This window comes from Micromonospora sp. CCTCC AA 2012012 (assembly GCF_040499845.1).
Classification (GTDB): domain Bacteria; phylum Actinomycetota; class Actinomycetes; order Mycobacteriales; family Micromonosporaceae; genus Micromonospora; species Micromonospora mangrovi.
This window is the reverse complement of sequence record NZ_CP159342.1, coordinates 1,940,715-1,964,484: the sequence shown is the minus strand read 5'-3', so window position 1 is coordinate 1,964,484 and position 23,770 is coordinate 1,940,715. Positions and strand designations below refer to the sequence as shown.

The following is a 23,770-nucleotide window of genomic DNA, read 5'->3' as shown; positions in this document are numbered from 1 at the left end:
TGCCCCGTCCGGAACACCCCCATCCGCACCAGAGAGATCGAGGAACCTCCCCGTGATCGTGACGGAAGACGTCCGCTCCACCCCGGCGTCGGAGACCGCCGCCCAGGTCCTCTCCGCCGAGCAGCGTTACGCCGACGAACTGGCCTTCCTGGCCGCGTACGACGACGGGGCCCGGCCACCGGGCTGGGCGCTGACCCCACGCGCCGTGGTCACCTTCATCCGGGGCAGCGACGGCGAGGCGTTGACCCTGCCCGCCGACCGGCGTACCGGCACCGGACTGCCGGCGAGCATGACCATCCCGGCGAAGTTCATCGGCGAGCGGAGCCTGGTCGAGCGGTGTGTGGTCACCCTGGCCGGTGAGCGGGGCCTGCTGCTGGTCGGCGAGCCCGGCACGGCCAAGTCCATGCTCTCCGAACTGCTGGCCGCCGCCGTCTGCGGCACCAGCGCGCTGACCGTGCAGGGCACCGCCGGCACCACCGAGGACGCCTTCCGGTACGGCTGGAACTACGCCCTGCTGCTCGCCCAGGGCCCGACCCCGCAGGCGCTGGTCGACTCGCCGGTGCTCAGCGCGATGCGCACCGGCCGGGTGGTCCGGATCGAGGAGGTCACTCGCTGCCTCCCCGAGGTGCAGGACGCGCTGGTGTCCATCCTGTCCGACCGGCGGATGAACGTCCCGGAGCTGGCCGGCACCGAGGACGGCCTGATCCGGGCGAGGCCCGGCTTCACCGTGATCGCCACCGCCAACCTCCGGGACCGGGGCGTGTCGGAGATGTCCGCGGCCCTCAAGCGTCGCTTCAACTTCGAGACCGTGCACCCCATCTCGGACGCGGACACCGAGACCGACCTGGTCCGCCGGCAGGCCACCGCCGCCGTGCAGCGCGCCGGCGCGGCGTACACGGTGGACGACGCGGTGCTGGACGCCCTGGTCACCGTCTTCCGTGACCTGCGGTCGGGCCGGTCCGGGGAGGGCTGGGACGTGGAACGGCCCGGCACCGTGATGTCCACGGCGGAGGCGGTGCAGGTGGCGGTGTCGCTCGGCCTGGCCGCCGCGTACCTGCCCGACGGGGACACGCTCGACCTGGTGCCCGGTCACCTGCTCGGGGTGGTCCGCAAGGACGACCAGAACGACCACGCCCGGCTGCTCGGCTACTGGGACGGCCCGGTGCGCCGCCGCGCCGAGGACGGCTCGGCGATGTGGCGGCGGCTCTGGGACCTGCGGGAGAGCCTCCGGTGACGACTCTCGCCAGCCCGTCGACGGGTGCCGTCCCGCCGACCGGTGCCGTGCCGCCGACCGGCGACACGGTGGCGGCCGGGCCGTCGGGCGATCCGCGGGCCGTGGTCGACGCGCTCGCCGGATCGGTCCGGCCGTACCTGATCGGGGTGCGGCACCACAGCCCGGCGCTCGCCGCGGTGGTGCCGGCGCTGCTGGACGCCGCCGGGGCCGAGGTGGTCTGCATCGAGCTGCCGGCGGACTTCCAGCGCTGGCTGCCGTACCTGTCCGACCCGGCCGCCCGCGCCCCGTTGGCGCTGGTCGGCAGTCACGGCGCGGACGGGCCGATGGGCTTCTACCCGTTCGCCGACTTCTCGCCCGAGCTGGCCGCGATCCGCTGGGCCCGGCAGCGGGGCGTGGAGGTCCGCTGCTGCGACCTGCCGCTGGCCGACCCCGGCTGGACCGCCGATCCCACCGATCCCGCCGACGCCGACCCGGCCGCCGACGCCGACCCGGCCGCCGACGCCGACCCGGCCGCCGACGCCGACCCGGCCGCCGACGCCGACCGGGCGGTCGGCTCCGACCCCGGGGGAGCGGTGCCCGACGTGCGAAGGTCCTACGCCGACGCGCTCAGCGCCAGCGGCACCGGCCGGGACGGCGACGACCTGTGGGACCGGGTGGTCGAGGTGCGGGCCCCCGGTTGCCCGCCCGAGGCGGTCCGCCGGGCCGCCCTCGGCGTCGGCTGGGCGATGCGTACCGACAGCGCCGGCCGTGACGGGGTGCCGGCCCGGGACCTGGCCCGTGAGCGGCACATGCGGCGGGTGCTGGCCGAGGCGGGCGCCGACGGCCGTCGGGTCGCCGCGGTCATCGGTGCCTTCCACGCCCCGGCCCTGCTCCCCGCCCGGTCTGTGGACACCGGCCCGACCCCGCTCGCCGCGTCAGCCGACACCGATCGGGCGCTGCCGGCTGCCGGGTCGACCGACACCGATCCGGCCCTGACCACCGCTGTGGCGGCCGACGCCGCTCCGGCGGGGACGGCTGGCGTCGCCGTGCCCACCGGTGCGGCCCGGCCCGCCACCACCGGTGGTGGCACGGCGGTCACCTCGCTGGTGCCGTACGCGTTCGACCTGCTCGACTCCCGGTCCGGCTATCCGGCCGGGATCCGTGACCCGCGCTGGCAGCAGTCCGTCTTCACCGCCGCCGGCGACCCGGAACGGATCCGCGCCGCCGCCGCCCGGGTGGTCACCGACCTGTGCCGGGCGCTCCGGTCGGCCGGCCACACCGCCGGCACCGGCGAGGCCGCCGAGACGGTGCGGCTGGCCGACGACCTGGCCCGGCTGCGGAACCTCCCCGCCCCCGGCCGGGGCGAGGTGCTGGAAGCGGTGACCACCGTGCTCGGCCAGGGTGAGCTGTTCGGTCGCGGCCGGGCGCTCGCCACCGCGTTGGAAGCGGTGCTGGTCGGTGCCGACCGTGGTCGCGTCGCCCCCGGCACGCCCCGGTCCGGGCTCGGCCCCGCGGTCGAGGCGGACCTCACCGCGCTGCGGCTGCCCAACCCGGCCAGCCCGAAGGCGCGCGAGGTCCGGCTGGACCCGCTGCGCACCGAGCTGGACGGGCGGCGGGAGGTCCTGCTGCACCGCCTCCAGGTCTGCGGCGTCGGCTACGGGGAGTCGATCGCGGTCTCCGGCACCGGTGACGGCGCGGCCCTGACCACCCGCTGGCAGTTGGCCTGGACACCGTCCGTGGCGGCCCGGCTCGACCTGGTCGGCGTACGCGGGGTGACCGCCGCGCTGGCCGCGACCGGCACCCTGCGGGAGCGGTTCCGCCGGGAGGCCGCCGACGGGGGCCCCACCGCCGCGCAGCTGCTCACCGCGCTCCGCGACGCCGCCCGGTGCGACCTGCCCGAGCTGGTCGGCGACCGGCTCGACCTGGCCGCCACCGTGCTGCCCGGCACCGGCACGCTGCCCGAACTGCTCTCCGCACTGGACCTGCTGGACGCGCTGCGCCGGGAACACCTGCCCGGCACCACCGTCGACACCCGGGCCCGCGCGGCCGACCTGGCCGTCGTGCTGCTGGACGCGGCGGTCCGCGGACTGCCCGGCCTGGCCGGCAGCGACGACCCGACCGACGCCGCCGCGCTGGTCGACCTCGCGGTCCGGGCCGGCGAGGAGCGGATCGGCCTGCGCCTCGACGAGGCTCTCGACCACCTCACCCGGGCCGGCTCGCCGCTGCTGCAGGGCGCCGCCCTGGCCGCCCGGGTGCTGCTCGACCTGACCGGTCCGGCGACCCTCGGCACCCGGGTGGCGGGCTGGATCGACGCGGCGACCGGACCGGACACCCGACGGCACCTGCACCGGCTGCTCGGCGGCCTGCTCACCGCGGCGCACCCGCTGCTGCAGTCCGCGCCGGCCGCGCTGGACCCGCTGCTGGAGCGGATCGAACGGCTCACCGACGCGGACTTCCTCGACCGGCTGCCGGCGCTGCGCGGCGGGTTCGACGCGCTCACCCCGGCGGCCCGGGACCGGATGCTGCACACCGTCACCGACCGGCTGGGCGACCGGCTCGACCTGACCCTGTCCGCCCCGGCCGACCTGCTGGCCCGCTGGGCCGCCGCCGACGCGGCCGGGCACTCCGCCCTGATCACCCGACGGATCCCCGTCCCGACCCCGCCGGACGGCCCCGCGGACCCGCCGGCCGACGCTTCCCCCGAAGCGGACGCCGCCACCGGGCGGCTCACCCCCACCGACCGGTGGCGGCTGCTGCTCGGCCGGCAACCGGAGCGACTGCCCGCCGACGCCCGCCGCTACGCCCGCGCCCTGGACGAGCTGTACGGGGCGGGTCGGGGCGAGGGCGCCACCGACTTCGGCCCCGGAGCCGGCGGTGGCCAGGAGGCCTCCTTCCCGACCGCCCGCGAATGGGCCGACGAACTCGAGGCGCTCTTCGGCGCCGCCGTCCGCGAGGAGGTCATCGCGCGGGCGGCCGAGAGCGGTCGCAGCGACGTGCTGACCGAACTCGACCCGGCCGCGGTACGCCCCTCGATGGAGCTGCTGACCTCGGTCCTCTCGCTCGCCGGTGGCCTGCCCGAGGCGCAGCTGGCGAAGCTGCGGCCCCTGGTCCGGCGGCTGGTCGAGGAGCTGACCAGGCAGCTGGCCACCCAGCTGCGCCCGGCGCTGACCGGGCTTTCCCATCCGCGTCCGTCCCGCCGCCCCGGCGGCCGGCTCAACCTCGCCCGTACGTTGCGGGCGAACCTGGCGCACACCCGGCGCCTCGACGACGGCCGGACGGTGGTGGTGCCGGAACGCCCGGTCTTCCACACCCGCACCCGCACCGAGGCCGACTGGCGGCTGGTGCTCGTGGTCGACGTGTCCGGCTCGATGGAGGCGTCGGTGGTGTGGTCGGCGTTGACCGCCGCCGTCCTCGCCGGGGTGCCGACCCTGTCCACCCACTTCCTCGCCTTCTCCACCGCGGTGGTCGACCTGACCGACCGGGTCGACGACCCGCTGTCGCTGCTGCTGGAGGTGCGGGTCGGCGGCGGTACGCACATCGCCGCCGGACTGGCCCACGCCCGTTCGCTGGTGGCCGTGCCGAGCCGGACCATCGTCGCGGTGGTCAGCGACTTCGAGGAGGGCTACCCGCTGGCCGGCCTGCTCGCCGAGGTGCGCGCGCTGGCCGGTTCCGGGGTGCACCTGCTCGGCTGCGCCGCGTTGAACGACAGGGGAGTGCCCTGCTACTCGGTGCCGGTCGCCGAGCAGCTCGTCGCGGCCGGCATGCCCGTCGCCGCGCTCAGTCCGCTCGAACTCGCCCGCTGGGTGGGCGACCGTGTCCGCGGAGGATCACGTTGACGAACACCATCGCGGTGGCCACCGACCGGTTGCCGCCGGTGCTGCCGGAGGTCGTCGCCGCTGCCGTGGCGGCCCTCCCACCACGGCTGCACCGGCGGCTGGACGACACCGTCGCCCGGCTCGCCGGCGTACCGGTCGGTGCGGTCGAGGGCGGCGTCTGCGTCGACTGCGGACCGGAGGCCCGGGTCACCCTGACTCCCGGGGCGGCCGGTGCCGTGACCGATCCGGACCAGGCGCGGTGCAGCTGCCTGCTCGCGCCCCGCTGCCTGCACCGTACCGCCGTGCTGGTCGCCTGCCCGGTCGCCGATCCGGCCACCCGACCCGTCCGGGCGTCCACCGCCGCCCCGGCGCCGACCGGGGACGGCTCGGGGCGTAGCGGAAAGGCGGCCGCCGGTCGCGGCGCGGCGCCGACGAAGGCGCAGCGGGCCGCCGCCCAGGTGGTGTGGCGGGCCGCCGCCGCGGTGCTCGCCGCCGGCGTGCCGGCGGCCGGCGCCGTCCCGCAGGCCGAGCTGCTGCGCGCCGCCCACCACGCCCGGCTGGCCGGCCTGCCGCGGGCCGAGAGCGCCGCGCTGCGCACGGTACGCGGCCTGCGCGCCCATCGGGGTCGGCAGGCCGGCCACCGACTGGCGGAGCTGGTCGACGTGCTGCACGACCTGCTGTACGTCGCCGGTCGGCTGGCCGCCGGCGATCCCGACCCGGCGCTGGTCGGCGTCCTGCGCCGGCCCTACCAGCCGGACGGCACCCTGGAGGTGTACGGCATCTGCCGGGAACCGGTGATCAGCGCGACCGGTTACGCCGGGGTGGTCACCCACCTGATCGCCGCCGACGGACGCCGGCTCTCCTTCGGCGACGTGAAACCGGGCGGCCCGGAGCGGGCCCGGGACTGCGTCCGGGCGGTCACCGAGCTGGGCACGGTCGCCGTCAACCACGCCGCGCTGGCGCGGGGTGGCCTGCGGATCACCGGTGCCACCGTCTCCCCGGAGGGCCGGCTCGGCGCCGGCAGGGGCGTGCGCGCCACGCCGCTCACCGGGTCCGACTGGTCCACCGGGGCGCTGGCCGAGCTGTTCACCCGCCCCCTCGCCGAGGCCGTCACCGCCCAGCTCGCCCTCGATCCGGAGGATCCGGACCGCGCCGCGCCCGCGCTGGTCGGCGCTGACCTGATGGTGGTCGGCGCCGCCGGCGACCAGGTGCTGACCCGGGAGCTGGCGCCCGGCGTCGGTCCGGAGCGGGCGCCGCTGCCGGACGGGCCGGTGATCCGGCTGGTGCCGGCCGACCCGCATCCGATGCTCGCCCACGTGGCCAACCTGAGGCGGCTGGCGTCCCGCCCGGGCCTGCGGATCCGGGTGGTCGGCCGGCTGGACGCGGACCGGGCCGCCACGCTGCACCCGCTCGCGGTCGGCCCGGTGCCCGACGCCACCCCGACGCTCCTGCTGCCCGAGTCGTGGCACGGCCGCGCCGACCTCGGCTACGACGAGATCCAGGGGGGTCACCTGCCGCCGGCCGCCGGCGGCGCACCGGTGCTCGCCGTCGGCGCCGACGCGGTGGCGGAGTCTCCGTTGTGGCGGGTCCGTCGACTGGTCGAGCTGGCCGTCGCCGGTGGTCGCCGGGCCGTCGCGGAGGTGGCCCGCAGCGAGGGCGCCGGACTGGCCGGTCCGCTGCGCCGCGCCGGCTTCACCACCGCCGCCGTGGTGGCCGCCGGGCTCGTGGACGAGGCGGACCGGCGCGGCCGGGACGTGTTCGGCCGGCGCACCGATCCCGACTCGGACCGGTACGCCTGGGCGTGGCTGGCGGCGGTCGCCCACCTCGCCGCCGCCGAACGGGAGCTGATCCGGTCCTCCTGGACCGCCCCGCCGGTCGGCTGACGCCGTGGTCGGGGCAGGCAGCCGAGTTAACCGATTCAGGTGTCTCGCCCCGGCCGCCGGAGCGGCCTGCGCTGACGACAGCAGCCCACACATCGATCGGTAACATTCGCGTAACGCGAGGCCGCCGGTCTATTGACGCCTCTCACCTTAACCGGTTCAGTGAGCCGTGGTGACGGCTGACCGTCGCCGCCCGGTCGCCGCCGGCCTCGGCGGCACAGCTGCGGAGGTTGACTGACAATGAGACTGCGCATCCGCCGGACCGCCGCCGTCGCGGTCGTCGCGGTGCTGGCGACAACCGCCCTGTCCGCCGTACCGGCAGCCGCCGCCGGGCCGCAGGCGGACGACTCCTCGTCGCGCGCGGCGGCGTTCGTGGTCCGGGACGGCAGCCGGCTGACCCTCGCCGGGCGACCCTTCCGCTTCGCCGGGCCCAACGCGTACTGGCTGGGTCTGGACGAGAACGTCGGCGGCACCGACCCGACCGACCCGCCGACCGTCGACTATCCCAGCTACTTCCGGATCCGGGACGGGCTGACCACCGCGCGGCGGATGGGCGCCACGGTGGTCCGCGCGCACACCCTCGGCGTCTCCACCGGCAACCCCCGGTCGCTCGAACCCGCGCTCGGCGAGTTCAACCCGGAAGCCTTCGACCGCATCGACTACGCGATCGCCGAGGCCCACCGGCAGGGCCTGCGGCTGATCATCCCGCTCACCGACAACTGGCAGTACTACCACGGCGGCCGGTACGACTTCCTGCGCTGGCTCGGCCTCAGCACCGACAACGACGGCGCCCTCTTCTACACCGACCCCCGGGCCCGCGCCGCGTTCAAGCAGTACCTCCGGACGCTGCTCACCCACGTCAACCGCTACACCGGGACGGCGTACACCGACGATCCGACGGTCCTGGCGTGGGAGCTGGGCAACGAACTCAACGGGATGACCGGCGACTGGGTCGACGACACCGCCGGCTATGTCAAGACCCTCGCCCCACGGCAGCTCGTCGCGGCCGGCAACCAGCACGGCGTCGACCCCGCCGTCCTGGCCTCCCCGCACGTCGACATCAGCGACTCGCACTACTACCCGCCCACCGCGGCGGGCATCGCCGCGGACGCGGCGGCGGCCACCGCCGCCGGCAAGGTCTACGTCGCCGGTGAGTACGGCTCCGGCCAGGCCACCGACGAACTGCTCGACCAGGTGGCCGCCAACCCGGACGTCACGGGGGCGCTCTTCTGGTCGCTCTTCCCGCACCACGACCACCATGGCTTCGTGCCGCACGGCGACGGCTTCACCGTGCACTACCCGGGGGACACCCCGGCGATGCGGACGGCCGTGACCGCGCTGACCCGCTTCGCGGGCCGGATGTCCGGCCGGCCGGCCCCCGCCGTCACCGGTGACCGGCCGCTGCTGACCGCGATCGACGCCGACTACGGCATCAACACCCTGCGTTGGCGGGGGACCGCGGGCGCCGCCGGCTACCTCGTGCAGCGGCGCGGCCCGGGCGCCACCTGGGCCACCGTCAGCGGCCCCCAGCCGTTGACCGCCGACGACGCGCCGTGGTTCGACCTGACCACCCCGGCCGGCCGGGTCTCCTACCGGGTGGTGGCGGTCGACGCCACCGACGCCGCCGTGGCCGTCTCCCTGCCGGTGAGCACCGACCCGACCGGTGACAAGGTGACCGATCCGCTGGAGGACTGGTACGTCAGCGCCGGCCACAGCGACTCGCTGCGCCGCACGCCGACCCGCGACGGCGTCCTGGTCGCGCCGGGGAAGGGTCAGCCGGGCGAGCTGCGCTATCGGCGCGACGACCTGACCGCCGCCACGGTCATGGTCGCCTCCGCCGGACGTCCCGCCGCCGTGGTCGAGGTCTCCGCCGACGGCACGACCGGGTGGCGGGCCGTGCGGCCGCGCATCGACCGGGTCGGGCCCGGCCGGTACGCCCTCTCCGTCGCCGGCCTGTCCCACGTGGACGGACTGCGGGTGGTGTGGCGGCGCAACGCCCGGTTCGCCGTCACCTCGGTGGCCCTGTCCGGCCGCTCGGACTCGGTGACCGACACCGTGCCGCAGGCGTTCGGGCTGACCGCGCCGACGCCCGACTCCACGGGCGTGAGCCGGCTGGCCGCGCTCGACTGGTCCGCCGCGCCGGGTGCCGCGTACTACTCGCTGACCGTCTCCGCGCACGCCGACCTCAGCGCGCCGCTGGTGGCGGTCTCCGGCCTGCGTACCCCCGGTTTCACCCCGACCACGGCCTGGCCCGCCGGGACCACCCTGCACGTGCGGATCACCGCCACCAACGGGTACGGCTCCACCACGGCGGACGCCGCCTTCACCACCCGCGCCGACCTGCCGGGGGTGGTCGTGGACGACTTCGACACCTACCCGTCGGACGCGGCGCTGGCCGCCGCCTACCCCCGCAACTCCGGCGGCGACCCGATCACCGCGACGCTCGCCCCGGCCGGTGAGGGCAGCGGGCACAGCATGCTGCTGGGCTGGACCCCCGGCGCCAGCGGGTACGCGGGCGTCATCCACACCATGCCCGCCCCGCAGGACTGGCGCGGCACCAGCGGGCTGCGGATGTGGGTCCAGCCGGGCAGCGACGGCCAGCAGCTGACCGTCCAGTTCGTCGCCGGCGGCTTCTACTGGGAGAAGACCCTCACCTTCACCGGCACCCAGGCGCGGGTGGTCCAGGTGCCCTTCGGTGACTTCGCCCCGCCGCCGTGGGCCACCCCGGGCCCGCTCGACCTGGGCTCCGTCACGCAGCTGTCGCTCTACCCGGGCGGCGCGTCCGCCGCGGCCACCGTCCAGATCGACTCCATCAGCGCGTACGCCTCCTGACGCGCGGTCGCCGGGCCGGAACCGCCGTTGCGGTGCCGGCCCGGCGACCGGAGTGCCTCGCCGACCGTGCCGCCTGGGTAGGTTGTCGGCATGAGTGAGGACACCGTCCGCTCGGTGGAGATCGAGCGCACCAGCGTGGGGCAGTACGTCGTGCGGAACACCCGCGGCGGATCCATGTCGATGGGCGCGGGTGGGGACGCCAGCTTCACGCCGGTGGAACTGCTCCTGGCAGCGATCGGCGGGTGCACCGCGATCGACGTCGACCACATCACCAGCCGCCGCGCCGAGCCGACCCGGTTCGCCGTCGAGGTCACCGGCGACAAGATCCGGGACGAGACCGGCGGCAACCGGATGGCGGACATCCGCGTCGAGTTCACCGTGCGGTTCCCCGAGGGTGCGGACGGCGACCGGGCCCGCGAGGCGCTGCCCCGGTCGTTGCAGCAGTCGCATAACCGGCTCTGCACCGTCTCCCGTACCGTCGAACTCGGCACTCCCGTCTCGATCGTCGAGACGGGCGACGACGACTGAGGTCGCTGCGTCGGGCGGTCGGGGTGGCCGTGACCCCGGTGGTCAACCGGCGGGTCGCCCGGACGCGGGCTCCAGTCGTGGGCCGCTGTCGGTGAGCGTGCAGCGCAGCGGTCCGCCCTCGTCGGCCTGCGCCCCGGCGGCGAGCACCGCCTGGATCAGCTCCGCGACCAGCTGCGGCGTGACCGGTGTCAGGGCGAACGCCTCGGCCACCCGGTCCGCCGGGGTGGTGATGATCGGCCCGAAGTTGAGCCACGGGTCGTCGAAGGCCAGCCGGACCTCGAACCGGCAGCCCGCACCGGGTGGAACGGGCCAGACCCGGCAGCTGACGTGGCCGGCGTCGATCCGGCGGACCGTCCAGCGGTAGTCGACGCCGTCGACGTGAATGCTCCGCTTGCGCGCCCTGGCCACGACGTGAGGGTAGGCGGGACCCGGCGGCACCCGCCAACGGAAATCCCTCGCCCGCCTCTCGGCGCGCTCATCTCGGGCTGGTGCCGCAACCTCGCCTGCGCGGCCCCCGCCGCTGGCTACGCTGAGGTTGCCGTCGGGTGCTCGACCGCCATGCGGCCCCGCCCGCTGCTCTCCGCATCGCCTCAGCGGATTTCCAGGCCCCGCACAGGCGCGGGGCGGAGAGTGCGGGTGCTGACCGGTGACCGGTGACGGTGATCGAGATGAGGGCGGATGCGATGAACGTGACCGATCTTCGCCTCCTGGTCGCCGTCGGCGCTCTCGCCGTCGCCGCGACGGCCGGCGGGGTGGTGGTGTGGCGTCGTCGGCCGCGTCCGGCGGTGGCGGTTCGCGCCGGAGTGGTGGTGCTGGCCGAGCTGCTGGTCGTCACGACGGTGGCCCTGGTGGTGAACCGGGTGGAGGGCTTCTATCCGACCTGGGGGGCGTTGGCGCAGCGCGGCTCCGTCACGCAACGCCTGGCCACGGCGCCGGGGCGGCTGGACGCGACGATCCAGCGGCTGGGGCGCGGCCCGGACCGGCTCGCGCCGTTGCCCTGGCGGTCGGCGGCGCTCGCGGCCTGGCCGCACGTCGACGCGACGGTGGTGCCGCCCACGGACTATCTGCTCCACCCCGCGTGGCGCTACCCCGCGGTGCTGGTGCTCTCCTCGTCGCCGGGTGGCTGGAGCGACGCGCAGGTGCTCGCCGCCGCCCGTCAGGCCGCCCCGGCGGCGGTCGTCGTCGCCGTACGTGCCCCGCGGGACGTGGACCCGGCCGCCCTGGCGCGCGGACTGCCGCAGGACCTGGAGCGCGACCTCCGGGTCACCGGGTACCGCTGGGGTCTCGTCGCCTCCTCCGGTATGCAACAGGTGGCGCGGGACGTCGTCAGTCGCGACGTCGGTCGCTTCCCGGTGTTCGCGGTCGCCGCCGAGCCCGGCACGATCGAGCCGGTCAGCGCGCCGGCCGCCCCGCCGTCGCAGCTTCCGTTGCCGGCCGGCGTGCTGGCGGTGCAGATCAGCTCCGCCGGTGGCGGGAGTGGGGCCGAGACCGCCGGCCTGGCGGCGGGTCTGCGCTGGGCGGCGGGACAGCTGCCCGCGCCCCTCGCGGCCCCGGCACCGGTGCTCACGCCCTCGGCCGATCCTCGACCACGGCGACACCATCCGGCCGGCCGGCACGCGTCGGTCCGTCGTTCCGTCCCCGTGGCCGGGGGTCGGCATGGCTCCTGACAGCCGGGCGCTGCTGGGCGCGCTCGCCGTTCTGACCGTGGTCGCGCCGGTGCTGACGGCCGTGCTGTGGGACCGCGGCCGCCGGTGGTGGCGGGTCACGGGCCGGCTGGCGGCGTCGGTGCTGTGCCTGCTGACCCTGACGTCCACCGCCCTGGTCGCGGCGAACCGGCAGGCCGAGACGTACACGTCCTGGTCCGAGCTGCTCGGAACGGCGCAGGGCGACCAGGCGGTACCCGCCGATCCCCGGTCGGCGCAGGACCGGACCCCGGGACGCTTCGTCACCATCAGCGTGACCGGAGCAGCCAGCGGCGTGTCCCTGCCGGTGCTCGTCTATCTCCCCGCGGCCTACGACGCCGACCCCGCCCTGCGGTTCCCGGTGATCGAGGCGTTCGACGGGTTCCCCGGTTCGCCGGGCAGCTGGATCAGAGGCATGGGGGTGACCGGATACCTGGACCGGGAGATCAGCGCCGGACGGATGGCCCTCACCGTCGTGCTCTTCCCACCGCAGACCACCGATCCGGCGTTGGACACGGAGTGCACGAACCTGGCCGGCGGCCCCCGGATGGAGTCGTTCCTCACCGTGGACGTCCCGGCCGCGGCCCGCGCGCACCTGCGCGTACGGGCCGACCGCGCCGGGTGGGGGGTGATCGGCTACTCGGCCGGCGGCTACTGCGCCGCGAACCTGCTGCTGCGCCACCCCGACACGTACGTCGCGGGGGCGAGCCTCTCCGGGTACGCCGATCCCGGCATCCGGGTCGGGGACGGCAGCGACACCACCACCAACGACGACCTCTGGCGGCTGCGCCACCTGCCGCTGCCGGCGGTCGCCCTCTATCTGGCCGCCGCGCGGACGGATGTGCACCCCATGCGGGACGCGACGGCCCTGGCGGCACTGGCCCACCCGCCGATCAGTCTCACCACGGCCTTCCTGCCGGTCGGCGGGCACAACATGCAGACCTGGCGGGCGTTGGAACCGTCGGCGTTCGACTGGCTGTCGAGCTGGCTGGCGGCACCGTCGGCGGCCGGACCGGGCGCTGCCGCCGTGTCGGTCCGGCCCCTGCCGTCGCGTTGACGTCCCCGCACTGTCGCATCCCGGTCACGTCGGCGGGGTGAGCGGGTGGAGACGGTGCGCCAGAATGGGGCATCGATCGGCGGGAGCGGACCATGTCGGCAGTTGAGGTGATCACGGTCGCGTTGGCGGCGGGCGCGGGAGCCGGTGTCAAGGACACCGCGTCCGCAGCGGTGCGGGACGCGTACGGGGAGTTGAAGACGCTGCTGCGGCGACACCTGGGCGACGCCGCGGCGGCGCGGGCGCTGGACGCGGACGAGACGGATGCCGGCGTCTGGCGGATCCGCCTCGGCGAGCCGCTGACCGACGTCGGCGCGGACCGCGACGAGCAGGTCCTGCGCGCCGCGCGCCGGCTGCTGGATCTGGTCGACCCGGTCGGGAGACACCACGTGGACCTGCGGGAAGCGAAGGGCGTGCAGGTCGGTGACCACAACACCCAGCACAACTCCTTCTCCTGACCCCGACCCGGGCCCGGACCGGCCGGGCGTCGACGCGCGCGGGGTGCAGATCGGTGACCACAACACCCAGCACAACCACTTCGCCGGGCGGACCCCGGTGTCCTGGCCGCACCGGGTCGGGCTGGTGCCCGGGCTGGCCGACCAGCGGCTGGACCGGCTCGCCGACCAGGACCTCGCGGCCGCCCTGACCGGCGAGCAGACGGTGATGGTGTGCCAGGTCCTCGCCGGACTCGGGGGAGTCGGCAAGACCCAACTGGCCGCCAACCTCGCCCACCAGTGGTGGCAGCACCGGCGGGTGGACCTGCTGCTGTGGGCGTCGGCCACCTCCCGGAGCGCCGTGCTGACCCGCTACGCCCAGGCCGCCGCCGACATCACCGGGGTCGAGGACCCGAACCCGGAGGACGCGGCCGTACGGTTGCTGGCCTGGTTGTCCAGCACGGACCGGCGGTGGCTGGTCGTGCTGGACGACCTCACCGACCCGCAGGACCTCACCGGGCTGTGGCCGCCGACGACGCCCACCGGGCGGACGGTGGTGACCACCCGCCGCCGCGACGCCGCGCTGCTGGCCGGCCGTCGGCTGGTCGACGTCGGGGTGTTCGACCCGGCCGAGGCGGTCACCTATCTGCACGCCAAGCTCGCCGGCCACCCCGACCGGCTGGACCAGGCCCAAGAACTCGCCGCGGACCTCGGATTCCTGCCCCTGGCCCTCGCCCAGGCCGCCGCGTACCTGATGGACCGGGGGCTGACCTGCGGCGAATACCGCAAGCGGTTCGCCGACCGACGCCGCCGACTGGCCGAACTCATGCCGGACACCCTGCCCGACGGCCACCAGGCCACGGTCGCGACGACCTGGTCGCTGTCGATCGAGCTGGCCGACGCGATGGCCCCGGCCGGCCTGGCCCGACCGCTGCTGGAACTGGCCAGCCACCTGGACCCGAACGGCGTGCCCACCACCGTCTTCACCACCCTGGCCGCGCTGCGCTACCTGGACCGGGGCCTCGGCCCGCCCCCGCGCCCCGCCCGGTTCCTCGCGGCGTGGCGGAAACCCCCGCAGGCGCGGCCGCGGGTCGGCGCGGCCGACGCCCGCGACGCGCTGCACTGCCTGCAACGGCTCAGCCTGATCTCACTCCCCGCCGACGCCAGCGAGGTCCGGGTCCACGCCCTGGTGCAGCGGGCCACCCGCGAGCAGATCCCGCCGGACCGGCGCGCCGTCGCGCAGGAGAGCGCCACCGCCGCGTTGCGGCAGGGGCGCGGGACGGACGGGATCCTCCGCTTCGACCTGACCCTCGAGCAGGCGGCCTTCGGCCACGAGGCCCCGATCACCGTCGACACCGCCGTCACCTGTGACCGCTGCCAGGGGGAGATCCCGGCAATCTTCGACTGTGGAACGTGCGCGGGTCAGGGGCGGTTGAAGACCCGCCGGACGCTGACCCTCAAGTTCCCCGCCGGGCTCCAGGACGGCATGCGGATCCGACTGGCGAACCAGTACGAGGCCGGCCGGTACGGGGGAGTCGGCGGCGACCTGTACGTCGAGATCCACGAGCTGCCGCACGACCGGTTCACCCGCACCGGCGACGACCTCCACTGCACCCTGGACGGCTCCGGCATCGACCACGCGGCGGGCGGCGTCCTGCCGGTCGTCGGGCTCGACGGCACACCGCTGCGGGTCCGCGTGCCGCCCCGCGCCCACCCCGGCACCAGGATCCGCGTACGGGGTCACGGCGTGCCGCACCTGCGGCAGACCGACCCCGCCGGGCGGGGCGACCTCTACCTCACGCTGGGCTAGCCGGTCACTCGTCGGCCCGGAGCCGCTCGCGCAGTCGTCCTAGCCGGCGCCGGTCCCGGTCGTCGTTCCGGAGCCGGCCGCGTAACGGGCGACGGTCCCGGCCGCCGCGACGGCGCAGCCCCGCGGCGTTCCGGTACGCCGGAGCGCGCCACCCCGCGCGGGTAGGCTCGGGATCATGCGCAGCGCTCAACGCAGGATCGGCAGCGGATTCGGGGCCCGGAGCACGGCCACCGAGGTGCTGCGGGACGTCGACCTCACCGGTCGCCTCGCGGTCGTCACCGGCGGCTACTCCGGGCTCGGACTGGAGACCACCCGGGCGTTGGCGGGCGCCGGCGCACACGTGGTGGTGCCCGCCCGTCGACCCGAGCACGCCCGCGGCGCGCTCGACGACGTCGCCGGCTCGGTGGAGGTCGACGAGCTGGACCTCGCCGACCAGCGGAGCGTGCGGGCGTTCGCCGAAGGGTTCCTCGCCAGCGGGCGCGGCATCGACATCCTGGTCAACAACGCGGCGGTGATGGCCAGCCCGGAGTCCCGGGTGGGGCCGGGCTGGGAGTCGCAGTTCGCCACCAACCACCTCGGCCACTACACCCTCACCAACCTGCTGCGCCCCGCGCTCGTCGCCGACGGGGGCGCGCGGGTGGTGGCGCTCTCCTCCACCGGCCACAAGCTGTCCCCGATCCGCTTCGACGACCCGCAGTTCACCACCGGCTACGACAAGTGGCAGGCGTACGGGCAGGCCAAGACCGCCAACAGCCTCTTCGCCGTACGGCTGGACGAGCTGGGAGAGCCGGTCGGGGTGCGGGCGTTCGCGGTGCACCCCGGCGGCATCATGACCGAGCTGCAACGGCACCTGCCCCGCGAGGAGATGATCGCCTCCGGCTGGATCGACGAGGCGGGCACCGTCAACGAGCGTTTCAAGACCCCGGAGCAGGGCGCCGCCACCTCAGTGTGGGCGGCCACCTCGCCGGCGCTGGCCGGGATGGGCGGGGTCTACTGCGAGGACTGCGACATCGCCGAGCCGACGGACGTGGGGGGACCCACCGCCCGTACGTCGGGGGTGGACGCGCACGCCGTGGACCCGGCGGCGGCGGCCCGGCTCTGGGCGCTGTCCGCCGAACTCACCGGCGTCGACACGTTCGGCTGACGTCCGGGCGGGGCGGGCGCCGCGGGGACGGCGCTACGATGCGCGGCATGAGAGCTGCCGGGACGTTCGCGGTGCAGGCATTCGACCCCACCGAGGTGATTCCGGCCGTGGCCACCGCGCTGCCCGTCGGGGTGGCCATCATGGAGAAGCGGTACGACGGTGAGGTCGTGGGCCGGTCGGCGACCCTGTTCACCGCCGCCTTCGACCAGGCCAGCGGGGTCGGCACCTACGTGGCGATGGAGTCGTTCGAGGGGTCCCTCAACGGGCGGGCCGGGGCGTTCAACTTCGCCCACTCGGCGACCACGTCCGGCAGTGACCGCACCGGCGAGTTCTTCGTGATCGTGCCGGCCAGCGGCACCAGGGAGCTGGCCGGCATCACCGGCACGGGCGGGTTGACCGTCGACGCCGACGGGACGCACCGGGTCTGGTTCGACTACGACCTCGGGTGAGCCCCGCCGTCAACGCGGGGTGAGCACGCAGAACTCGTTCCCCGCCGGGTCGGCGAGCACCGTCCACGGCACGTCGCCCTGACCCAGGTCGACGTCGTGACGCACCCGTTCCTCGGGGGGGGGGGGGGGCGTCGACCGGTCAGCGCACCCGCCCACCAGGCCGACGGTGGAATCAGGGGCGGGCGATGGCGCCTTCGACGAGGGCGACGGTGGCCCGAGGGTCCTCGACCTGGACGATGAGACGGGCGTAGCGCTCGTCGCGCAGCTCGATGACGACCGCCTTGGCCGGGTCACGCACGTCCCAGAAGATCCGCTCGCCGTCGAGGTGGAACGTGCCCGCCGTGATGACGCCCGGAAGGTACGTCCCGGGCGCCCGGATCCCCTTGGGCTCCCGGATCACGCCGGGGTCGGCGGTGGCGCCCCGGACGTTGCGCAGCGGGATCTCCAGGCGGCTCTTGAGGGTCCAGAGCCGGTCCAGTCCTTCGATCTCGACGATGAGGGTGTCGTTGTCGATGTGCGCGGTGGCCACGGGGTCTCCTTCAGGGTTGCGAGTGGAACAGCCGGTCGAACAGCGCGGTGCTCGCCCCGGCCTCGTCGACGCCGGTGCGCAGCCGCAGGCGCAGGCCGAGGAGCGCCGCGGTGAGCGCGTGGGCGAGGGCTGAGGGCGGATCGTCGGCGGGTGCCACGTGGTCGCTCAGGGCGGGCTCGATGACCGCGTCGAAGTCGCGCATCGCTCGGGCGACCTCCTCGGCCACCTCGGGGTCGACCGGTGCCCGTTCGGCCATCGCCAGCACCAGCAGGTCCAGGTCGGGCCCGGTGGTGGCGGCCACGACCATCTCCCGCAGTGCCCGCGTCCGGTCGGGGGCCCCGGTGACCTCGGCCAGCAGCGGTCGGACCTGGTGCTCCAGATGCCACCGCAGGGCGGCCAGATAGAGCCCACGCTTGCTGCCGAAGACCTTGTAGAGGCTGTTGCGGTGTACGCCGAGGTGCGTCACGAGGTCGTCGACGGAGATGCCGTCGTACGCCCGGCCGGCGAACAGGCTCGCCGCAGCCCTGATCACCTCGGTCTCGTCGAACGCTCTCGGTCGGCCCACGGGAGGACCGTATCCGGTTCAGGAACGTTCAGTCAAGAACGATCGTTCCTTAACGGCGTGCCTACTCGCAGCGGTCCTCGCCGCCTCGACCGTACGGTTCACAGCAGTCGGGACGGTGCCGGTAGACCCGCAGGTCGCGCCCGTGGCGGCGGTCGAACTCGGCGGTGATCTCGTACAGGCAGCTCCGCCACACGACGGTCTCCCCGCCGCCGGGCACGACCTGGCCGTCGCCCGGTCCGCCGCGCAGCAGCACGTCCACCCCTCGACCCTACGTAACCGACCCGCCCCTGGCCGGACGACGAAGGGGGTTGCCGACGAGAGACGTGAAAGACTAGTTTCGAAACATGTCTTTCACGAATCCGTACGGGGATGTGGAGCTGACCGCGCCCCAGGCGCTGCGGGCCCTGGCCCATCCGATCCGGCTGGCGCTGCTCGACCGGCTGCAACGACACGGCCCGGCCACCGCCACCCAGCTCGCGCCGCACGTCGGCGCCACCCCGTCGGTGCTCAGTTGGCACCTGCGGCACCTCGCGTCCTTCGGACTCGTCACCGACTGGGACGGTGCGACCAGCAAGCGCGAGCGGTGGTGGCAGGCGGTCGGCAAGGGCTTCCGGTTCACCATGCCCGACGACGCGGAAGGCCAGGACGCGGCCCGGCAGCTCCGCGCCGCGATGTTCGCCCGGTCCGCCGAGGAGCCCACCCGATGGTCGCTGCGGGACGAGCCCCGCCTGAGCCCGCGGTGGCAGGCCCTGGCAGGCATGGCGGACACCCGGTTCGTCGCCACCGCCGACGAGGTGCAGCAACTCGAAGAGGCGATCGAGGCGCTGCTCGCCCCGTACGTCCGACGCAAGGACGGTCCGGCGCCGGACGGCGCGCGGAGCGTCCGGATGCTGCGCTACCTGCTGCCCGAGGCGGACGACGAGCAGGCGCCGGCGTGACCGCCACCAGCGCGGCGCCCCCGGCGGTCCTGCGCGGCGACCTACGGTTCCGGACGTTCTGGGTCGGCCAGACCGTCTCCCAGATCGGCGACCGGATCAGCGAGCTGGCCCTGCCGCTCATCGCGGTCACCGTCCTCGCCGCCACACCCGCGCAGGTCAGCATCCTCACCGCGCTGATCTGGCTGCCCAACCTGCTGGGCATCCTCGTCGGCGCATGGGTGGACCAACGGACCCGCAAGCGCCGCCTGCTGATCGTGGCCGACCTGGCCCGGGCGGCGGTGCTGCTGAGCCTCCCGGTGGCCTACCTGCTGGACGCGGTCACGCTGACGCAGCTCTACCTGGTGGCCGTCCTCACCGGGGCCGGTGCGGTGCTCTTCGGCATGGCGTACCAGGCGTTCTTCGTCGCCCTGGTCCCGCCGTCGGCCTACGTCGAGGCGAACAGCAGGCTGAGTCTGAGCCGGGCGGCCTCCTTCGTCGCCGGGCCGGCTCTCGGCGGCGGACTGGTGCAGGTCCTCACCGCCCCGGTCGCGATCCTCGTCGACGCGGTCTCCTTCCTCGCCTCCGCGGTGCTGATCGGTCGGATTCCGGTGACCGAGGCCCGGCCGGCGCCGGCGCGGTCCTCGACGCTCGGTCTGGTCCGGGACGGACTCGTGCTGGTGCTGCGACACCCGGTGATGCGCGCGGCCCTCGGCTGCACCAGCACGGTCAACTTCTTCACCCTGATGGCGAACGCGCTGATGGTGCTCTATGCCAGCCGGGAGCTCGACCTGTCGGCCGGCGCCATCGGCGTCGGCGCGGTCGGTGGACTGGCCGGCGCGGCACTGGCGCCCCGGATCTCCCGCGCCACCGGGCTCGGCCGAACCGCGATGATCGGCGTGGTGCTCTTCTCGGCACCGCTGTCGCTGGCCGCGTTCGTCTCCGGCCCGACCTGGGCCCGGATCGCGGCGCTCGCCGCCGTCGAACTCGTCTCCAGCGCCGGGGTGATGCTGATGGACGTCAACCTCAACGCCCTGCTCACCTCGGTCACGCCCGACGACGCGCGGGGCCGCCGGGCGGGCGCCTACAGCGCCGTCAACTACGGCATCAGGCCACTCGGCGCCCTGGTCGGGGGGTGGATGGGCAGCACCGTCGGCCTACGACCGACGCTGGTCGTCGCCGGCCTCGGCGGTGCCCTTGCCGTACTCTGGCTCCTCGCCTCGCCGGTGCGTCACATCGCCACCATCGATCCGCCGGGCACCTGAGCCGGACACCGGACGGCGACCAGAGAGGGGGCGGGCATGGTCATGTGGCGTCGCGACGAGGTGCCGGATCCCGAGGTCGAGCTGGGCCCGGACGGGCTGCCGACGCCGCAGTCGGTGGCGGCCGTCGAGCGGGCCGCACGAGCAGGGCACGTGGTGTCGATGGCCAACCTGGGTCTCTGGTCGTACCAGCGCGGCGAGCACCGTGACGGCCTGCGGTGGCTGGAGAAGGCGTGGCGGTCGGGCAACGCTCCCGCCGGTTTCAATCTGGGCACCATCTGGGCCCGGCAGGGCGACACCAACCGTGCCGAGGTGATCTGGCAGAAGGCCGCGGACCTGGGCGACCCGGATGCCATGGTGGGCCTGGTGCGGCTCGCGCTGGGGCGGGGTGACCACGTGCGCGCCACGCGGTGGGTCGATCCGGTGCTCGACCAGGAGGAGATGTTCCCCGTCACCGCGTTGGGCGTCGCGTTCCGCGACCACGGCGACGAGCGCACGGCGCTGCGGGCGTTCAGCCGCGCGATCCAGCTCGGCGACCCGTACGCGATGGAGTACACGGCGGATCTGCTCGACGCCCACGGACGCACCGGTGAGGCTGCGCAGTTGCGCGCCCGCGCGGCAGCGGTCCGCGACGCCGCAGGCGGCGACGACGCTCGCTTCCGGTGAGCCGACATCGCCCCTCGGGCGTCGGCGTGCCGCAGCGGCCGGGACGCGGCCCGGCCGGAGGATCTCTCCGTCGGCGGTCCGCCCGGGCTGCCCGACGTACGTCTCGTCGGGCCCTGGTCGTGGCCGGCGCGGGCCTGGCTCGTTGATCAGGTAAGTGGGACACGCCGTCGGCGAAAACTTGAATGATTCCAGAAGAGTGGGCTATGTTCGTCGCATGACGTCCGACTTCGAGGCGCAGCTGCGGGCGCTCTCGTTGCGCGTGACCCGGCCACGGTTGGCGGTGCTCGCGGCGCTGCGTGACCGCCCGCACGCCGACACCGACACGGTGATCGCGCTGGTGCGGGCCGACCAGCCCACCGTCTCCCACCAGGCGGTCTACGACGTGCTGCGGGCGCTCACCGACGCCGGGCTGGTCCGGCGCATCCAACCCGCCCGGGCCACCGCCCGCTACGAGCTGCGGGTGGGCGACAACCACCACCACGTCGTGTGCCGCTCCTGCGGTGTCATCGCCGACGTCGACTGCGCCGTCGGCCACGCCCCCTGTCTCACCGCCTCCGACGACCACGGCTTCGTGGTCGACGAGGCGGAGGTCGTCTACTGGGGCACCTGCCCCGACTGCGCGACCGACCGCACGTCCCACTGATCCGCGAGTTCGGAAGGAACCAGATGAGCGACATCCAGGACAACGCCTCATCCAGCGCGCAGGGCGTGGACAAGAAGGAAGCGGCCGGCTGCCCGGTCGCGCACGACTCGGTGACCGCGACCGGCAGCGAGAGCGAGAACCCGGCGATCGACTCGCCGACCCCGAAGACCGGCGGTCGCCCGCGCACCAACCGCGACTGGTGGCCCAACCAGCTCGACCTGTCGGTGCTGCACGCCCACTCGGCCAAGGGCAACCCGCTGGGGGAGGGGTTCAGCTACGCCAAGGAGTTCGCCAAGCTCGACGTCGAGGCCCTCAAGCAGGACATCGTCCAGGTGCTCACCACCTCGCAGGACTGGTGGCCGGCCGACTTCGGCCACTACGGCGGTCTGATGATCCGGATGAGCTGGCACGCGGCCGGCACCTACCGGATCGAGGACGGCCGTGGCGGCGCCGGCGACGGCGGGCAGCGGTTCGCGCCGCTCAACAGCTGGCCCGACAACGCCAACCTCGACAAGGCCCGCCGGCTGCTCTGGCCGGTCAAGCAGAAGTACGGCCAGAAGGTCTCCTGGGCCGACCTGCTGGTGCTCGCCGGCAACGTCGCCCTGGAGTCGATGGGCTTCAAGACCTTCGGCTTCGGCTTCGGCCGGGAGGACGTCTGGGAGCCGGAGGAGATCTTCTGGGGTCCGGAGGACACCTGGCTCGGTGACGAGCGCTACGCCTCCGAGAAGGAGATGGCGCCGGGCGTCGGCGCCACCGAGATGGGTCTCATCTACGTCAACCCGGAGGGTCCCCGCGGCAACGCGGACCCGGCCGCGGCGGCGCACTTCATCCGCGAGACATTCCGCCGGATGGCGATGGACGACGAGGAGACCGTGGCGCTCATCGCCGGCGGTCACACCTTCGGCAAGACCCACGGCGCCGGCCCCGCGGACGACCACGTCGGGCCCGAGCCCGAGGGCGCGCCGCTGGAGAACCAGGGCCTGGGCTGGCTGAGCACGTACGGCAGCGGCAAGGGTGGGGACACCATCACCAGTGGCCTCGAGGTCACCTGGACCGACGTGCCGACGCAGTGGAGCAACCGGTACTTCGAGATCCTCTTCGGCTACGAGTGGGAGCTGACCACCAGCCCGGGTGGCGCGAAGCAGTGGGTCGCCAAGGACGCCGAGGCGATCATCCCGGACGCCCACGACCCGTCGAAGAAGCACAAGCCGACGATGCTCACCACCGACCTGTCGCTCCGCGTCGACCCGGCGTACGAGAAGATCTCGCGCCGCTTCCTGGAGCACCCCGAAGAGTTCGCGCTCGCGTTCGCCAAGGCCTGGTACAAGCTGCTGCACCGCGACATGGGCCCGGTCAGCCGGTTCCTCGGGCCGTGGGTCCCGCAGCCCCAGCTGTGGCAGGACCCGGTGCCGGCCGTCGAGCACGAGCTGGTCAGCGACGCCGACGTCGCCGCCCTGAAGGCCAAGGCGCTCGAGTCGGGCCTCACCACCGCCCAGCTGGTCTCCACCGCCTGGGCCTCGGCCGCCACCTTCCGCTCGACCGACAAGCGGGGCGGCGCCAACGGCGCCCGGATCCGCCTCGAACCGCAGCGCGGCTGGGAGGTCAACCAGCCCGAGCAGCTGGCGACCGTCCTGGCGACGCTCGAAGGCATCCAGCGGGAGTTCAACGCCGCCGGTGGCGCGCAGATCTCCCTCGCCGACCTGATCGTGCTGGCCGGCTCGGCCGCCGTCGAGAAGGCGGCACGGGACGCCGGCGTCGAGGTGACCGTGCCGTTCCGGCCGGGCCGCACCGACGCCACGCAGGAGCAGACCGACGTCGAGTCGTTCCGGGTCCTGGAGCCGCGCGCCGACGGGTTCCGCAACTACCTGCGGGCCGGCGAGAAGACCCAGCCGGAAGTCCTGCTCATCGACCGGGCGTACATGCTCGACCTGACCGCGCCGGAGATGACCGTCCTCGTCGGCGGCCTGCGCGCCCTCGGCAACAACGTCGGCGGCACCCGGCACGGCGTCCTCACCGACCGGCCGGGCGTGCTCACCACCGACTTCTTCACCAACCTGCTCTCCCCGGGCACCCGGTGGAAGGCGTCGGAGTCCGACGAGCACGTGTACGAGATCCGGGACGTGACCACCGACGAGGTCAAGTGGACCGCCACCGCGGTCGACCTCGTCTTCGGGTCGAACTCCCAGCTGCGTGCCCTCGCCGAGGTCTACGCCAGCGAGGACGCGCGGGAGAAGTTCGTGGCGGACTTCGTCGCCGCCTGGACGAAGGTCATGGAACTCGACCGGTTCGACATCGCCTGACCCGTACCACCCGACGAGCCCCGGCCGATCCGTCAGGACCGGCCGGGGCT

General features: G+C 74.7%; 20 protein-coding genes and 1 pseudogene. 16 read left to right on the top strand and 5 right to left on the bottom strand.

Annotation, left to right across the window (positions count from 1 at the left end):
- The first annotated feature begins 52 nt into the window (after positions 1–52).
- From ABUL08_RS09025 to ABUL08_RS09005, 5 genes are all read left to right on the top strand, one after another.
- The gene (locus ABUL08_RS09025) at positions 53–1,234 is read left to right on the top strand and encodes an ATP-binding protein (RefSeq protein WP_350936385.1); all 1,182 of its coding nucleotides are present in this window, start codon (positions 53–55) and stop codon (positions 1,232–1,234) included.
- On the top strand, positions 1,231–5,049 hold the full coding sequence (locus ABUL08_RS09020) for a vWA domain-containing protein (protein ID WP_350936383.1): 3,819 nt from the start codon (positions 1,231–1,233) through the stop codon (positions 5,047–5,049). The genes ABUL08_RS09025 and ABUL08_RS09020 overlap by 4 nt, the downstream gene beginning before the upstream one ends.
- Positions 5,046–6,911, top strand: coding sequence for a hypothetical protein (locus ABUL08_RS09015; protein WP_350936381.1), 1,866 nt, complete (start codon positions 5,046–5,048; stop codon positions 6,909–6,911). The genes ABUL08_RS09020 and ABUL08_RS09015 overlap by 4 nt, the downstream gene beginning before the upstream one ends.
- 237 nt (positions 6,912–7,148) lie before the next feature.
- A complete protein-coding gene (locus ABUL08_RS09010) occupies positions 7,149–9,740 on the top strand; it encodes a cellulase family glycosylhydrolase (protein WP_350936379.1) in 2,592 nt (863 codons plus the stop codon).
- Between the two features lie 90 nt (positions 9,741–9,830).
- Positions 9,831–10,268 carry an OsmC family protein gene (locus ABUL08_RS09005; protein WP_350936376.1) on the top strand — a complete coding sequence of 146 codons (438 nt, stop codon included), beginning with the start codon at positions 9,831–9,833 and terminating at the stop codon, positions 10,266–10,268.
- 42 nt (positions 10,269–10,310) lie between these two features.
- On the opposite strand, the gene ABUL08_RS09000 is transcribed toward ABUL08_RS09005, so the two are convergent.
- Positions 10,311–10,676, bottom strand: a complete 366-nt coding sequence (locus ABUL08_RS09000) for a hypothetical protein (RefSeq protein WP_350936374.1) — start codon at positions 10,674–10,676, stop codon at positions 10,311–10,313.
- 260 nt (positions 10,677–10,936) lie between these two features.
- Between ABUL08_RS09000 and ABUL08_RS08995 the strand changes: the two genes are divergently transcribed.
- The 6 genes from ABUL08_RS08995 (at position 10,937) to ABUL08_RS08970 (ending at position 16,841) form a co-directional block, all read left to right on the top strand.
- Entirely contained in the window at positions 10,937–11,935 is a 999-nt protein-coding gene (locus ABUL08_RS08995) for a hypothetical protein (RefSeq protein WP_350936372.1), read from the top strand.
- Entirely contained in the window at positions 11,925–13,007 is a 1,083-nt protein-coding gene (locus ABUL08_RS08990) for an alpha/beta hydrolase (protein ID WP_350936370.1), read from the top strand. The genes ABUL08_RS08995 and ABUL08_RS08990 overlap by 11 nt, the downstream gene beginning before the upstream one ends.
- A 92-nt stretch (positions 13,008–13,099) precedes the next feature.
- On the top strand, positions 13,100–13,462 hold the full coding sequence (locus ABUL08_RS08985) for a hypothetical protein (RefSeq protein WP_350936368.1): 363 nt from the start codon (positions 13,100–13,102) through the stop codon (positions 13,460–13,462).
- The gene (locus ABUL08_RS08980; RefSeq protein ID WP_350936366.1) at positions 13,428–15,248 is read left to right on the top strand and encodes a DnaJ C-terminal domain-containing protein; all 1,821 of its coding nucleotides are present in this window, start codon (positions 13,428–13,430) and stop codon (positions 15,246–15,248) included. Before ABUL08_RS08985 ends, ABUL08_RS08980 begins: the two co-directional genes overlap by 35 nt.
- A 175-nt stretch (positions 15,249–15,423) precedes the next feature.
- Entirely contained in the window at positions 15,424–16,392 is a 969-nt protein-coding gene (locus ABUL08_RS08975; protein ID WP_350936363.1) for an SDR family NAD(P)-dependent oxidoreductase, read from the top strand.
- Between the two features lie 47 nt (positions 16,393–16,439).
- Entirely contained in the window at positions 16,440–16,841 is a 402-nt protein-coding gene (locus tag ABUL08_RS08970) for a DUF3224 domain-containing protein (RefSeq protein WP_350936362.1), read from the top strand.
- 21 nt (positions 16,842–16,862) lie between these two features.
- Here the strand turns inward: ABUL08_RS08970 and ABUL08_RS30595 are convergent.
- From ABUL08_RS30595 to ABUL08_RS08955, 4 genes and pseudogenes are all read right to left on the bottom strand, one after another.
- Positions 16,863–16,931 (bottom strand): annotated as a pseudogene (locus ABUL08_RS30595) (VOC family protein); the annotation flags it as partial.
- Between the two features lie 82 nt (positions 16,932–17,013).
- Positions 17,014–17,370 (bottom strand): hypothetical protein, encoded by a 357-nt coding sequence (locus ABUL08_RS08965; protein ID WP_350936360.1) that lies wholly within the window; start codon positions 17,368–17,370, stop codon positions 17,014–17,016.
- Positions 17,371–17,380: 10 nt separating this feature from the next.
- Positions 17,381–17,935 carry a TetR/AcrR family transcriptional regulator gene (locus ABUL08_RS08960; RefSeq protein ID WP_350936358.1) on the bottom strand — a complete coding sequence of 185 codons (555 nt, stop codon included), beginning with the start codon at positions 17,933–17,935 and terminating at the stop codon, positions 17,381–17,383.
- 61 nt (positions 17,936–17,996) lie between these two features.
- Positions 17,997–18,194 carry a hypothetical protein gene (locus ABUL08_RS08955; RefSeq protein WP_350936356.1) on the bottom strand — a complete coding sequence of 66 codons (198 nt, stop codon included), beginning with the start codon at positions 18,192–18,194 and terminating at the stop codon, positions 17,997–17,999.
- Positions 18,195–18,279: 85 nt separating this feature from the next.
- Between ABUL08_RS08955 and ABUL08_RS08950 the strand changes: the two genes are divergently transcribed.
- From ABUL08_RS08950 to katG, 5 genes are all read left to right on the top strand, one after another.
- Positions 18,280–18,873 carry a helix-turn-helix domain-containing protein gene (locus ABUL08_RS08950; protein ID WP_350936354.1) on the top strand — a complete coding sequence of 198 codons (594 nt, stop codon included), beginning with the start codon at positions 18,280–18,282 and terminating at the stop codon, positions 18,871–18,873.
- Complete coding sequence (locus ABUL08_RS08945) at positions 18,870–20,114, top strand: MFS transporter (protein ID WP_350936352.1); 1,245 nt, start codon at positions 18,870–18,872, stop codon at positions 20,112–20,114. The genes ABUL08_RS08950 and ABUL08_RS08945 overlap by 4 nt, the downstream gene beginning before the upstream one ends.
- A 36-nt stretch (positions 20,115–20,150) precedes the next feature.
- Positions 20,151–20,777, top strand: a complete 627-nt coding sequence (locus ABUL08_RS08940) for a tetratricopeptide repeat protein (protein WP_350936350.1) — start codon at positions 20,151–20,153, stop codon at positions 20,775–20,777.
- A 214-nt stretch (positions 20,778–20,991) separates the two neighbouring features.
- Positions 20,992–21,420, top strand: a complete 429-nt coding sequence (locus ABUL08_RS08935) for a Fur family transcriptional regulator (protein WP_350936348.1) — start codon at positions 20,992–20,994, stop codon at positions 21,418–21,420.
- Between the two features lie 23 nt (positions 21,421–21,443).
- Complete coding sequence (katG, locus tag ABUL08_RS08930) at positions 21,444–23,720, top strand: catalase/peroxidase HPI (protein ID WP_350936345.1); 2,277 nt, start codon at positions 21,444–21,446, stop codon at positions 23,718–23,720.
- Positions 23,721–23,770: the final 50 nt, after the last annotated feature.

Bases quoted from the DNA above. Each gene is read 5' to 3' on its own strand.
- ABUL08_RS08940 (WP_350936350.1), top strand. From the start codon at position 20,151: ATGGTCATGTGGCGTCGCGACGAGGTGCCGGATCCCGAGGTCGAGCTG.
- ABUL08_RS08950 (WP_350936354.1), top strand. From the start codon at position 18,280: ATGTCTTTCACGAATCCGTACGGGGATGTGGAGCTGACCGCGCCCCAG.
- katG (WP_350936345.1), top strand. From the start codon at position 21,444: ATGAGCGACATCCAGGACAACGCCTCATCCAGCGCGCAGGGCGTGGAC.
- ABUL08_RS09010 (WP_350936379.1), top strand. From the start codon at position 7,149: ATGAGACTGCGCATCCGCCGGACCGCCGCCGTCGCGGTCGTCGCGGTG.
- ABUL08_RS08990 (WP_350936370.1), top strand. From the start codon at position 11,925: ATGGCTCCTGACAGCCGGGCGCTGCTGGGCGCGCTCGCCGTTCTGACC.
- ABUL08_RS08935 (WP_350936348.1), top strand. From the start codon at position 20,992: ATGACGTCCGACTTCGAGGCGCAGCTGCGGGCGCTCTCGTTGCGCGTG.
- ABUL08_RS08970 (WP_350936362.1), top strand. From the start codon at position 16,440: ATGAGAGCTGCCGGGACGTTCGCGGTGCAGGCATTCGACCCCACCGAG.
- ABUL08_RS08995 (WP_350936372.1), top strand. From the start codon at position 10,937: ATGAGGGCGGATGCGATGAACGTGACCGATCTTCGCCTCCTGGTCGCC.
- ABUL08_RS08975 (WP_350936363.1), top strand. From the start codon at position 15,424: ATGCGCAGCGCTCAACGCAGGATCGGCAGCGGATTCGGGGCCCGGAGC.
- ABUL08_RS09005 (WP_350936376.1), top strand. From the start codon at position 9,831: ATGAGTGAGGACACCGTCCGCTCGGTGGAGATCGAGCGCACCAGCGTG.
- ABUL08_RS08985 (WP_350936368.1), top strand. From the start codon at position 13,100: ATGTCGGCAGTTGAGGTGATCACGGTCGCGTTGGCGGCGGGCGCGGGA.